Source organism: Yokenella regensburgei (assembly GCF_003634235.1).
GTDB lineage: Bacteria > Pseudomonadota > Gammaproteobacteria > Enterobacterales > Enterobacteriaceae > Yokenella > Yokenella regensburgei.
In genome coordinates, this window is record NZ_RBIZ01000004.1 from 175,645 (window position 1) to 186,853 (window position 11,209).

Annotated in this window: 10 protein-coding genes; 3 read left to right on the plus strand and 7 right to left on the minus strand. The window is 57.8% G+C overall.

Annotation, left to right across the window (positions count from 1 at the left end; all coding sequences use genetic code 11):
- Positions 1-10: 10 nt before the first annotated feature.
- From hypF to C7387_RS12260, 3 genes are all read right to left on the minus strand, one after another.
- Complete coding sequence (gene hypF / locus C7387_RS12250) at positions 11-2,236, minus strand: carbamoyltransferase HypF (protein WP_147424907.1); 2,226 nt, start codon at positions 2,234-2,236, stop codon at positions 11-13.
- Between the two features lie 8 nt (positions 2,237-2,244).
- A complete protein-coding gene (hydN, locus tag C7387_RS12255; RefSeq protein ID WP_006818566.1) occupies positions 2,245-2,790 on the minus strand; it encodes an electron transport protein HydN in 546 nt (181 codons plus the stop codon).
- 145 nt (positions 2,791-2,935) lie between these two features.
- Complete coding sequence (locus tag C7387_RS12260; protein ID WP_120816791.1) at positions 2,936-3,949, minus strand: LacI family DNA-binding transcriptional regulator; 1,014 nt, start codon at positions 3,947-3,949, stop codon at positions 2,936-2,938.
- A gap of 203 nt (positions 3,950-4,152) precedes the next feature.
- Here C7387_RS12260 and ascF point away from each other — a divergent pair, with 203 nt between their 5' ends.
- Positions 4,153-5,598: a PTS cellobiose/arbutin/salicin transporter subunit IIBC gene (ascF, locus tag C7387_RS12265; RefSeq protein WP_120816792.1), complete on the plus strand. Its 1,446-nt coding sequence runs from the start codon at positions 4,153-4,155 to the stop codon at positions 5,596-5,598.
- 23 nt (positions 5,599-5,621) lie between these two features.
- On the plus strand, positions 5,622-7,046 hold the full coding sequence (locus C7387_RS12270; protein WP_006818563.1) for a 6-phospho-beta-glucosidase: 1,425 nt from the start codon (positions 5,622-5,624) through the stop codon (positions 7,044-7,046).
- A 53-nt stretch (positions 7,047-7,099) separates the two neighbouring features.
- Here C7387_RS12270 and hycI read toward each other — a convergent pair whose 3' ends face one another.
- Positions 7,100-7,570, minus strand: a complete 471-nt coding sequence (gene hycI / locus C7387_RS12275; RefSeq protein WP_038255241.1) for a hydrogenase maturation peptidase HycI — start codon at positions 7,568-7,570, stop codon at positions 7,100-7,102.
- A 158-nt stretch (positions 7,571-7,728) separates the two neighbouring features.
- Between hycI and C7387_RS12280 the strand changes: the two genes are divergently transcribed.
- The gene (locus C7387_RS12280) at positions 7,729-9,405 is read left to right on the plus strand and encodes a sigma 54-interacting transcriptional regulator (RefSeq protein WP_276329987.1); all 1,677 of its coding nucleotides are present in this window, start codon (positions 7,729-7,731) and stop codon (positions 9,403-9,405) included.
- A 91-nt stretch (positions 9,406-9,496) separates the two neighbouring features.
- On the opposite strand, the gene C7387_RS12285 is transcribed toward C7387_RS12280, so the two are convergent.
- Genes C7387_RS12285 through hyfH form a run of 3 tightly spaced genes read right to left on the minus strand, consistent with a single transcriptional unit; the run spans position 9,497 to position 11,203 of the window.
- Positions 9,497-9,904 (minus strand): formate hydrogenlyase maturation HycH family protein, encoded by a 408-nt coding sequence (locus C7387_RS12285; RefSeq protein ID WP_006818560.1) that lies wholly within the window; start codon positions 9,902-9,904, stop codon positions 9,497-9,499.
- A complete protein-coding gene (locus C7387_RS12290; protein ID WP_038255242.1) occupies positions 9,901-10,656 on the minus strand; it encodes an NADH-quinone oxidoreductase subunit B family protein in 756 nt (251 codons plus the stop codon). The genes C7387_RS12285 and C7387_RS12290 overlap by 4 nt, the downstream gene beginning before the upstream one ends.
- Positions 10,643-11,203, minus strand: coding sequence for a hydrogenase 4 subunit H (hyfH, locus tag C7387_RS12295; protein ID WP_006818558.1), 561 nt, complete (start codon positions 11,201-11,203; stop codon positions 10,643-10,645). Before hyfH ends, C7387_RS12290 begins: the two co-directional genes overlap by 14 nt.
- Between the last annotated feature and the right edge of the window lie 6 nt (positions 11,204-11,209).

Here is an 11,209-nt window from a genome sequence, read left to right on the forward strand (position 1 = left end):
CGTGTCTACCTCAATGTACTAATCGGGCGGCGGCAATCACCGCCTGACCGAAGGAGATTGCTCCATCGCCAGCAGGCAGCAGGCGTGGGAACAGAAGAGTAAAGTCGCAGAGCCAGGTGCGAAGTCTGGCGGTCAGCAACCGGTTGTGCATCACGCCACCGCTAAACGCCAGTGTCTGAATGCCATGCGCCAGCGCCTGCTCGCGCATCATCATCGCCAGCCCCTGCGCCAGTGCATCATGGAACGCCCATGCTTTTTGATCTGCCGGTGCCTGCCAGTGCAGCCAGCTCTGCCAGAAAGAAGCCAGGCATAGCTCGCCGTTGCGATACGGCAACCGCAGCGGGTGATCGACGCTTGCACACTGCATCGCCAGCGCTTCGAGGCGACAGGCCGCCTCCCCTTCATAGCTCTGCGTATCGGGGGCGCAGCCCGTCGCGTAAGCAACCGCATCAAACAACCGCCCGCAGGACGACGCCAGCGGTGAGTTAATGCCCCGCGCGACGGCGTTGGCCAGCGGCGGCCAGTTATGCTGATGCAGCACGGCAAGCTCCGGCTCCTGCTGCCAGTAAGGGATAAACGCCAGGCATTGTGCCAGCAGGTTACGCCATGGTTGTCGCGCCGCCAGTTCACCACCCGGTAGCGCCACCGCGGGCAGGCCCCCCAGACGCTGGCAGTCGCGATAGTTCACCCGCAGACACTCACCGCCCCACAGCGCACCGCCTTCTCCCATACCGATGCCGTCGAGCGTCAGTGCGATAACGTCACCGCCGTCGAGCGGCCACTGATGCTCCGCCAGGCAGGCCGCCGCATGAGCATGGTGATGCAGCACGGTCTGCTGCGGTAAACCAAGCGACGCCGCCCACCGCGTGGAGCGGAAACCAGGATGGGCATCAACCACCACCTGCTGCGGGGTAAAATCGTAGATGCGCTGCATCAGCGTCAGCGCCTGCCGCCACTGCTGCTCGACGCCGTCGTCATCCACATCGCCAAAGTGCTGGCTCAGCACCGCCTGCTCGCCGCGCACCAGGCAGAAAGTATTTTTCATATCCGCACCAAGGCACAGCAGCGGCGGCACATCGTGAAACCCCGGCGGCAGCGGCAGCGCGTCCGGCACAAAGCCACGGGCGCGGCGCAGCATTTCGCCGCTGGCACGCATCACCGAGTCATCCATCCGCTGGACGATATCGCGGTTATGCAGCAAAAAGCCGTCGGCGATCTCCGCAAGGCTCGCCAGCGCCTCCTCATTGCTGACGGCCGGCGGTTTACCGCTCAAGTTACCGGAGGTCATCACCAGCGGACGCGCCAGTGCCTGCATCAGTAAATGCTGGACAGGGTTGGCGGGCAGCATCACGCCGACTTCACGTAGCCCCGGGGCGATATCCGGGCTTAAACCCTCAATCAGCGATTTATCAACCAGCACAATCGGGGCGGCGGGGGTCGTAAGACACTGGCGGGCGCTGAGCGGTAGACCGCTGGCATCAGAGGTCATCACCGCCAGCGGTTTCGCCGGGCGATGTTTGCGCAGGCGGAGCAGGGCTACCGCCTCATCGTTTCCGGCATCGCAGGCAAGATGAAAACCGCCAATGGCTTTGATGGCAACAATGCCACCCGCAGCAAGCATGGCAATAGCCGCCTGCAGCGCCGCCTCACCCGCCAGAGACTGCCCGGACGATCGCCAGGAGAGCATTGGCCCGCAGGCTTCACAGGCTACCGGCTGCGCATGAAAACGCCGGTCTGCCGGGTTGCGGTACTCCGCTTCACATGCCGCGCATAACGGGAATGCCGCCATCACCGTGAACGGTCGGTCATAGGGCATGGAATTGATGATGGTAAAGCGCGGCCCGCAATGGGTGCAGTTGATAAACGGGTAACGGTAACGGCGCTCGGCGGGCGTGTTCATTTCGGAAAGACACGCCGGACAGGTGGCCGCATCGGGCACAATTTGGGTGGACATGCTCCCGGCGCCGCTTTCACGAATCGTGAAATCATCCGGTATCTGCGGCCAGTCAAACGCGCTCATAGTGACGCTTTCGATACTCGCCAGCGGCGGACAGCGATCGTGCAGCTGGGCGACAAAATCCCCTTCACCGCCCACCAGCCTGACCAGCACGCCGGAGCCATCGTTACAGACATCCCCCACCCGTCCCAGCTGATGGGCAAGCTGCCAGACAAAGGGGCGGAATCCCACCCCCTGTACTTTGCCGCGAATACGCAGCGCGGTTCCGTAATGGCTCATGCAGGACATTAGAATGGCATGGTCATGGCAGGATCCAGCGCCGTACGACGGCGTTTTTCCGCGCTGAGCTTATCCAGCGTACCGCGGTCGATGCACACCAGCGCATGGGTTGGACACACGCTGATGCAGGCCGGGCCCTCTTTATGCTGGTGGCAAAGATCGCATTTGTTAGCTTCCGCCTTGTCAGCCATCACACTCAGCCCGCTGCCGCTATTGCGGATAACCGGGCGCACCACCACCTCCATCGCTCCGTACGGGCAGGCCACAACGCAGGTTTTGCAACCGATGCAGCGCTCCTGCATCACGTGCACAAAACCAAACTCACGTTTAATGGCCCCGTTCGGGCAGACGTTGGCGCAGGGAGCATCTTCACACTGGCGACAGGCGGTGGCGGTAGAGACGTTAACGCCTTTAATCACGTGAATACGGGGCAGAAAGTTACGCGGCGTCAGCGCGGCACAATCCTGATTCTCCTGATGAGAGACCACGCAGGCCACTTCGCAGGTGCGGCAGCCAATGCACTTGCTCGCATCAGCAATGATGAAACGGTTCATCGGTTTCTCCAGCAATGTCAGTTAGTTGACCAGAGAATGCATAATCCACGCCACTTCTGTAGTGACATGATTATTAAAGACTAATTCTATAATTAAAGGGAAATCGACCTGTCATCGTCACAAATGACGATGACAGGTGACGAGCTCAGGGGTGCGGGTGACGAAGCACGGACTCACGCAGGATGAGTTCTCCCTGAAACGCCTGCTGCTGCTTAAAATCACCGCCATCAAGCATGAATATCAGCCGGTTGATGGTCTCTTTAATCATCTCAGTCACCGGGATCCGCACGCTGGAGAGCGCGGGAAGGGTGTAAGGCGCGAGAGCGATATCATCAAAACCAAACACTGAAACCTGCTGCGGGACACTGATACCCTGCTGCTGCAGCTGTCTGATGGCACCGATCGCCATGTCATCGTTGCTGGCCACCAGCGCGCTGAATTCAGCGTCACGGGCCAGCAGTGTATCCACCGCAGCGGCGCCGGTGGCGGGAGTCCACTTCCCCTGCGCAATCAGCGCATCACGCAGCGGGATCCCGTGCGCCGCGAGCGCATCTTTATAGCCTGAAAGGCGTTCCACGCCGGTAGGGGAATCCAGTGAACCGGTGATAAACGCAATGTCGCGATGTCCGAGCGCAATGAGCTGCTCGACCGCCGCCCGGCTGGTGGCTTTATGATCGCAGAACACGCTGTGGCTGCTGTTACGTCGTAGACGGCGGTTCAGCACCATAATCGGCTGACTGTGGTTCTGGACGATGTCGTCCATCTCATCGACGCTGAGGAAACGCGGATAAATAACAATAGCGTCGCAGCGCAGATCGAGCAGATACTGAATCGCCTCCCGCTCTTCCTGCGCGCTGTGTTTACCGTCGGCGAGGATCAAACGACGCCCCTGATCTTCGGTCATTCGCGCAGCGTGAAACAAAAGCTCGCTGAAATAGGTGCCGTGATACAGGGTGTTGGTCACCACCAGACCCAGGGTCTGAGATTTCTGCGTCGCCAGGTTGCGCGCCAGCAAATTGGGGCGATAGCCGCTCTCTTCGATGGCCTTAAAAACGCGATCTTTGGTTTCCTGGCTGACGTAACCGTTGCCGGACAGCACTCGTGAAACCGTGGCCTTCGACACTCCTGCGCGCTTTGCCACTTCCAGCATCGTTGCCATATTGTAATACCGTATCAATGAGTTGCTGGCAGTGTACTTCAGCCGCTGCGCTTTTTCAGCACCAGGAACCGCCAGGCGATCTCAATCACAAAAATAAAAAATGACCAAAAAGTGATCTTGTTTGGAATCATGAAACTCTTCATGATTTTGTGGAACCGGTTTCCTACACACCCTACACGACGATAAAACAGGACCACAACCCGATGTCCAAAAACTACCCGGCTCTGGCCCGCGCCATCATCGACGCGCTTGGCGGCGTCGACAACATTACCGCCGTCACCCACTGCATGACCCGCTTACGCTTTGTGGTGGTCAATAACGAGCGTGTCGATGCCGCTACGCTTAAAAGCCTGAGCGGCGTGCTGGGCGTGGTGCGCAGCGACAACCAGTGCCAGGTCATAATCGGCAATACGGTTTCCCAGGCGTTCCGCGAAGTCACCGCCCTGCTCCCCGGCACGCTGCCACTCGCCGTCGAACAGGCAAAACCCAAACTCACGCTGCGCCGTATCGGCGCGGGGATCCTCGATGCGCTGATCGGCACCATGTCACCGCTGATCCCGGCGATCATCGGCGGCTCGATGATCAAGCTGCTGGCGATGGTGCTGGAGATGTCCGGTTTGCTCAGCAAAGGGTCGCCAACGCTGACCATTCTGACGGTGATTGGTGACGGCGCCTTTTTCTTCCTGCCGCTGATGGTGGCCGCTTCCGCCGCGCTGAAGTTCAAAACCAACCTGTCGCTTGCCATCGCCATTGCCGGCGTGCTGGTGCACCCGGCGTTTATCGATCTCATGGCAAAAGCCGCCCAGGGTGAACAGGTACAGTTTGCGATGATCCCGGTCACGGCGGTGAAATACACCTATACGGTGATCCCGGCGCTGGTGATGACCTGGTGCCTGTCGTACATCGAGCGCTGGGTCGACAAAATCACTCCTGCGGTGACCAAAAACTTCCTCAAACCGATGCTGATCGTTCTGATTGCCGCCCCGCTGGCTATCCTGCTGATTGGCCCGATTGGTATCTGGATCGGTAGCGCCATTTCCGCGCTGGTGTACACCATTCACGGTTATCTGGGCTGGCTCTCCGTCGCCATTATGGGCGCGCTGTGGCCGCTGCTGGTGATGACCGGGATGCACCGCGTGTTTACACCAACCATCATTCAGACCATCGCTGAAACCGGTAAAGAAGGCATGGTGATGCCCTCAGAAATTGGTGCCAACCTGTCGCTCGGCGGCTCTTCGCTGGCGGTGGCATGGAAAACCAAAAACCCGGAACTGCGCCAGACGGCGCTGGCAGCGGCGGCTTCAGCCATTCTCGCCGGGATCTCCGAACCTGCATTGTACGGCGTGGCGGTACGCCTCAAGCGGCCGCTGATAGCCAGCCTCATCAGCGGTTTTATCTGCGGCGCGGTCGCCGGTATTGCCGGGCTCGCCAGCCATTCGATGGCGGCTCCGGGCCTCTTCACCAGCGTACAGTTTTTTGACCCGGCTAACCCGATGACCATCGTCTGGGTGTTCGGCGTCATGGCGCTGGCGGTAGTGCTCTCTTTCATCCTGACGCTGCTGCTGGGCTTTGAAGATATTCCCGTCGACGCCGACGCCGCCGAGGCGCGGGCAAAACATGCGGCAGAAAACCGCGTTGTAAAAATTTGATTCACATATTAATGAGGTAACGGATGTCGAGTTTTCCGCAGGGATTTTTATGGGGCGGCGCCCTGGCCGCCAACCAGTCGGAAGGGGCATACCTTGCTGGCGGTAAAGGCTTAACCACCGTGGATACCATTCCCCACGGCGAACACCGGATGCCGGTTAAGCTGGGGCTTGAGAAACGCTTCACCCTGCGTGAAGACGAATATTATCCGAGCCATGAGGCTATCGATTTCTATCATCGTTACAAAGAAGATATCGCTCTGATGGCGGAGATGGGCTTTAGCGTCTTTCGCACCTCTATCGCCTGGAGCCGCCTCTACCCGCGCGGCGATGAGTTGACGCCAAACCCTGAGGGCATTGCCTTCTACCGTGCCGTTTTTGAAGAGTGCCATAAATACGGAATCGAACCGCTGGTCACGTTGTGCCACTTCGACGTACCGATGCATCTGGTGACCGAGTACGGCTCCTGGCGCAGCCGCAAGATGGTCGAGTTTTTTACCCGCTATGCGCGAACCTGTTTCGAAGCCTTTGACGGGCTGGTGAAATACTGGCTGACCTTCAATGAAATCAACATCATGCTCCATAGCCCTTACTCGGGCGCCGGTCTGGTATTTGAAGAAGGTGAAAATCAGGAGCAGGTAAAATATCAGGCCGCACACCACGAGCTGGTGGCGAGCGCCCTCGCCACCCAAATCGCTCATCAGGTCAACCCCAACAATCAGGTCGGCTGTATGCTCGCTGGCGGTAATTTTTACCCCTGGTCCTGCAAACCTGAAGATGTCTGGGCGGCACTGGAAAAAGACCGCGAGAATCTGTTCTTTATTGACGTCCAGGCGCGCGGAGCTTATCCGGCCTATGCCGCACGGGTGTTCCGTGAAAAAGGCATCAGCATTGTCAAAGCGCCGGGTGATGATGAAGCCTTGCGGCACACCGTCGACTTCGTCTCTTTCAGCTATTACGCCTCTCGCTGCGCCTCAGCTGATATGAATCAGCAGAAGACTAATGCGGCAAACGTGGTGAAATCGCTGAAAAACCCGCACATCCAGGCAAGCGAATGGGGCTGGGGGATTGACCCGCTGGGACTGCGCATCACCATGAACATGATGTACGACCGCTACCAGAAACCGCTGTTCCTGGTCGAAAACGGCCTCGGCGCGCGCGATGAAGTTAACGCCCATGGTGAAATTCACGATGACTACCGCATTGCCTACCTGCGTGAACACATTAAAGCGATGGCACAAGCCATTGACGACGGCGTGCCGCTGATGGGCTATACCACCTGGGGCTGCATCGATCTGGTGTCCGCCTCTACCGGTGAAATGAGTAAGCGCTATGGGTTTGTGTATGTCGATCGTGATGACGCTGGCCACGGTACGCTGGCGCGCACGCGTAAGAAATCATTCTGGTGGTACAAAAAAGTGATCGCCAGTAACGGGGAAGATTTGACGTAGGTGTCGGGTTCCCCTTCACCCTGACCCTCTCCCCACGGGGAGAGGGAAAAATGCTACTCTTCTTCCGCTACCAGCAGAGCGAAACCGCCGTTGCCCTGCCAGTCGCCGAGACGTTGATACAGCACCTCGACGGCGGCTTTAATCTTCGGCGTCATCGGATAATAAAAACCAACAATATCAGGCTGAATGCCGACAAATATCACCTCGCCGATGTCCTCTTTCAGCTGATCGATCAGGTAGTTCAGCGGCATATTGTGGGTGGTCATCAGGAACATTTCTGCAATATCGTCCGGGTCGACAATGCGAATTTCACCGGGTTCGAGCCCCATGTCAGTGGCATCGACAATCATCAGCCGCTGTGGCTGCAGTTCACGGATGGCTGCCACTTCTCTTTCCGGCGCACTGCCGCCATCGAAAACAATCCACTCACCCTGCGGCGCGGCGGCACACATTTCCGCCAGCAGCGGACCGGCTCCGTCGTCTCCCATCATGCTGTTGCCGACGCACAGTATTACGCTGGTCACATTAATCTCCCACCTTAATTGAAGAAACACCCTGCTGATGTCAACGAAACTTCAGCGCCGAATATCTTATATTGCACGCAGCACATAAATACTGATCTCAAATAGCATTGCTGAATCATTGCGACTATCAGACGATTTCTATCGAACAGGCTGAAGAGATGAATGACGTAAAGAAGCTGTCAGGCAAGAAAATAAGAACGATTCCCATTTCAAATGAGGAATGGAATAAACACCTGATAGCGATGATTAATTCCGGCGTCGAACCTGAACTGCTGGAATTCTTTCATCAGTTAAAAGACGAGCGTGACGAATATCGTATTCTGGTTGATATCACCAACTCGGTGCTGGCCCACCTCGATCGTGATGGTCTGGTCGGCGCTATCGCCGAAGATATTCATCGTTATTTCGCCATTCCGTCAGTCGCTATCGCCTTTCTCGACGGCGGAAATGCAGGGCACTACCCGGTTACGCACTGCCTGTGGAAAGAGGATAACCGCTATTACTGCGAACAGAAAAACTATCCGCTGACAAATCACCTCCAGCAGCCACAGGCGGTGGCGCTGAGTGAACACACCAGTGAACCGCTGCTTCACCATCTTTATTGTGCTGGAATGCGGGTGGCGCTGCTATTACCGCTAACCTTTAATTCCCACTCGCCGGGTATTTTGATCCTCGCCCATACCGATATCGGCGCGTTTACTCCCGCCGTCTGTTCGCTTTTGGGACAAATCGCATCGCGTATCAGCATTGCCGTCGATAATTCCAACGCCTGGGACGAAATAACCCGGCTTAAAGATGCACTGAAACAGGAAAATACCTGGCTTAACGAACAGATCCAAAATGCTGAAAGCCTGAACGATATTATTTTCCAGAGCGCGGCGATGAAGAATTTGCTGCGCCAGGTCGAGATTGTCGCGACCAGCGACAGCACCGTTCTATTGTTGGGTGAAACCGGCACTGGCAAAGAGCTTATCGCTCGCGCCATTCACAAACTCAGCCCACTGTCTGCCGGACCGCTGGTAAAAATTAACTGTGCCGCGATCCCGGCAAGCCTGCTGGAAAGCGACCTCTTTGGTCATGAAAAAGGAGCGTTTACCGGTGCCACCAGCACCCATATCGGACGCTTCGAAATGGCGGAAGGCGGTACGCTGTTTCTCGACGAAATTGGCGACATGCCGCTTGAGCTGCAGCCCAAACTGTTGCGGGTACTGCAGGAGCGCGAAATCGAGCGCGTCGGCGGCCACCAGGTTATCCCGGTGAACGTGCGGGTAGTGGCCGCCACCAACCGCAATCTGCAGCAGATGGTGGAAGAGAAAACCTTCCGCAGTGACCTCTTTTACCGCCTGAACGTCTTCCCGGTGGAGGTGCCTCCGCTGCGCGATCGCCCGGAGGATATTCCCCCACTGGTGACCAGCTTTACCCGTAAGCTGGCAGCGCGAATGAATAAAACTATCGATACCGTCCCTGCCGCCGGGATCCAGGCGCTGTGCAGCTACCCGTGGCCGGGTAACGTGAGGGAGCTACAGAACGTGATTGAACGTGCGGTGATCCTCACCCAGGGCAGTACGCTGAATCTGCAGCTTAACGATCTGAAAATACCGACCGCTGTCGCCCCGGTGGCACCCGCCCACACGGCAACCCGCAGGCTGCCCGCCATGTTCAACCCGCAGACGCCGGAGAACGACGATGCCGAGCGGGCCCGTATTATTCAGGCGCTACGCGAAACCAACGGGATTGTCGCCGGGCCGAAAGGCGCGGCTATCAAGCTTGGGCTAAAGCGCACTACGCTATTATCGAGAATGCAGCGGTTAGGGATTAACACGCGGGAGCTGTAAGCGCTCCCGCATTATACCCGTCATACTTCAAGCTGCAGGTGCGTTGGCTACGTTTGCCTGCAACTCGAATTATTTAGGGTTTAGTTGGGCATCAATGACGTTTAACGATCAGGTAAATCGCCGGTTCGCGCTCAATTTCCGCCAGCAGCTCAATCAGGCGCAGGCTCCAGCTTTTGAAGGGCTCTGCGCCGGTTTTACTCAGCGCATCAACGGTATGGGCGAGCAACGAGGTGTGCGTCGAGTCGATGGTAATTTCACCAAACTTCAGCAGCCCGCTCAGTTTGCGCCGCCCCTCACCTTCGGGCAACAGCGCCAGCCAGTCGTTGAAGCCTGCCAGCGGACACTGTAGCTCCGTTTTCAGACAATCAATCATGCCGACGTGATGACCAATCGCCAGCGAGTAGTACATCACCTGCTGGCTTTCGGTGGGCATATCCTCGTCGCTGTCGACAAACTTCTGGCGCAGCGACCAGAAGGTCACTTTTCCGCTGTCGCTCATGCCACCACCTGCCCGGCAACAATGCCCGTCAACCGCTGCACAATCTCTGCCAGCCGCGGATCGTTTTCCTGCTTGAGCCAGGCTTCAACGCCCGCCGCTTCTTTGTGCTGCAACAGGTCGAGGAAACGGTGGCTTATCATTTTCCCCTGCCGGTAACCGGCCATTCGCCGCGCTTCACGCTCAACCGACACGCGCAGGCTCAACGGGATATCCGGCAGGATAAGCGTTGGCTTCTCGTCCTCACCCTGGACGTGTTCAATGCCTTTCAGTTTTTGGTCGAGCAACCCCAGCGCTACGGCAAAACCGTGGATGGTCGCCGCAGGAGTTGGCGGGCAGCCCGGGATCCACACGTCTACCGGCACGATGGTGTCGCTACCGCCCCAGACGCAGTAGAGATCGTGGAAGATCCCACCGCCGACGCCGCAGGCGCCGTAGGAGATGCAGATTTTCGGATCCGGAGCCGATTCATACGCCCGCAGCGCGGGTACGCGCATGGCGCGGGTCACGGCGCCGGTGAATAGCAGAATATCGGCATGACGCGGTGAAGCCACCACTTTGATACCGAAACGCTCGGCGTCGAAAACCGGGGTAATCGCGGAGAAGATCTCGATTTCGCAGCCGTTACAGCCGCCGCAGTCCACGCGGTAAACATAAGCCGAACGCTTGATATCTTTCAGCAGCGTTTGCTTCATCCGTGCGACGTCGTCGGCAAGCGTAATCGGCTGGCTGACGTGATGGTTAAATTCGCTCATGACGCTCCTCCGCGACGGTAAAACTGATGGGCTGCCGGTCATGACTGGCGAGGGTCTGCTTGCGTTTGCACGCCGGGCAGGTACAGAACTGCTCGCTCATCCCCGCCAGCGCCTCATCGCTGACGCCGGACTGGCGCAACAGCTCGATGGCATATTGCACCGATTTCTCCGGCGTGAAAGGCTGCTGGCACGACACGCAGTGCTGCAGGCGAAACACCGCCGTCACGTAAAGATCGGCTTTATTCGTGACCGCCAGTTCGAAATCTTCCGACAGCCGAATGGCGTTCGTCGGGCACACTTCTTCGCAGCGGCCGCAGAAGATGCAGCGACCAATGAACAACTGCCAGATGCGTTCGTTCGTTTCCGGATGCGTTTCCATAGTCAACGCATTCGCCGGGCACGCCATCGTACAGGCGGCGCAGGCGATACACTGCTGTGGGTTCAGCTCCGGTTTTCCACGAAATCCCGGGCAAACCTCCAGCGGCTGGAACGGGTATTTCACCGTCGGTTCACCGGCTTTCAGGATAGTTTTAAACAGTTTCAGCATCGTTCA

Coding starts and splice junctions, on each gene's coding strand:
- hypF (WP_147424907.1), bottom strand. CDS start 2,236: ATGAGCCATTACGGAACCGCGCTGCGTATTCGCGGCAAAGTACAGGGG.
- hydN (WP_006818566.1), bottom strand. CDS start 2,790: ATGAACCGTTTCATCATTGCTGATGCGAGCAAGTGCATTGGCTGCCGC.
- C7387_RS12260 (WP_120816791.1), bottom strand. CDS start 3,949: ATGGCAACGATGCTGGAAGTGGCAAAGCGCGCAGGAGTGTCGAAGGCC.
- ascF (WP_120816792.1), top strand. CDS start 4,153: ATGTCCAAAAACTACCCGGCTCTGGCCCGCGCCATCATCGACGCGCTT.
- C7387_RS12270 (WP_006818563.1), top strand. CDS start 5,622: ATGTCGAGTTTTCCGCAGGGATTTTTATGGGGCGGCGCCCTGGCCGCC.
- C7387_RS12280 (WP_276329987.1), top strand. CDS start 7,729: ATGAATGACGTAAAGAAGCTGTCAGGCAAGAAAATAAGAACGATTCCC.
- C7387_RS12285 (WP_006818560.1), bottom strand. CDS start 9,904: ATGAGCGACAGCGGAAAAGTGACCTTCTGGTCGCTGCGCCAGAAGTTT.
- C7387_RS12290 (WP_038255242.1), bottom strand. CDS start 10,656: ATGAGCGAATTTAACCATCACGTCAGCCAGCCGATTACGCTTGCCGAC.
- hyfH (WP_006818558.1), bottom strand. CDS start 11,203: ATGCTGAAACTGTTTAAAACTATCCTGAAAGCCGGTGAACCGACGGTG.